The following is an 850-nucleotide window of genomic DNA, read 5'->3' as shown; positions in this document are numbered from 1 at the left end:
CCAAGAGTAGAGATCCGAAACGTTCTTCATGCGCATTTCAGCGGCTTTCGGGCTGGCTGAGGTTTCGTACAGCCAATCTTCGTAATGAATGTCACGAACCAAGGAACGAACAGCTTCTACTGTGTTGCCTCGCTCAGCTTGATCGGCAATCGCCACCAACCATTGTGTAAAGCGACGCAGATTTTCGAGACCACGCCCCGATAGGTGTTGTTCTAATCCCATTTCAAAGCTTGCTTCAAATAGGCTTTTGCCGCGCATATTGGCGTAACTGCCCAATTTTTCTAACGTTACCGGGCCAATTTCGCGTCGCGGCGTGTTCACAATGCGCAGAAATGCGTTGTCATCGTCAGGGTTCACCAACACTCGAAGATACGCCATGATGTCTTTGATTTCGGCACGCGCGAAAAACGACGTACCGCCAGACAGTTTGTAGGGTACGCGGTTTTGCATCAGTGATTTTTCAATCAAGCGCGATTGATGGTTACCGCGATACAAAATCGCATAATCTCGATATTCCGTGCGATTTAAGAACTTGTGCGCAATCAACTCACCCGTGACCCGTTCTGCTTCGTGCTCTTCGTTCTTGGCTAGCAACACTTTCAGTTTTTCGCCGTCAGGAATCTCTGAGAACAGTGATTTTTCATACACGTGCGGGTTGTTGGCAATCAAAATGTTTGCAGCACGAAGAATTCGACTGGTCGAGCGATAGTTTTGCTCCAGCTTGATCAGACGCAGATTCGGGTAATCTTGCCCGAGCAGCACCAAGTTTTGCGGTTTGGCACCACGCCACGAATAAATCGATTGGTCATCATCACCCACGACGGTCAAGCGACCGCGCTCGCCCACAATC

At 49.5% G+C, this 850-nt stretch carries 1 protein-coding gene; it reads right to left on the bottom strand.

The features are described 5' to 3' along the window. Positions 1–850, bottom strand: an 850-nt coding sequence (locus R7044_RS24730; RefSeq protein WP_225455936.1) for a 3'-5' exonuclease, incomplete at both ends; no start/stop codon positions are given.

The organism is Vibrio sp. 1402 (assembly GCF_033340275.1).
The sequence above is the reverse complement of the archived record's forward strand: the minus strand, read 5'-3'. Positions and strand labels throughout refer to the sequence as shown.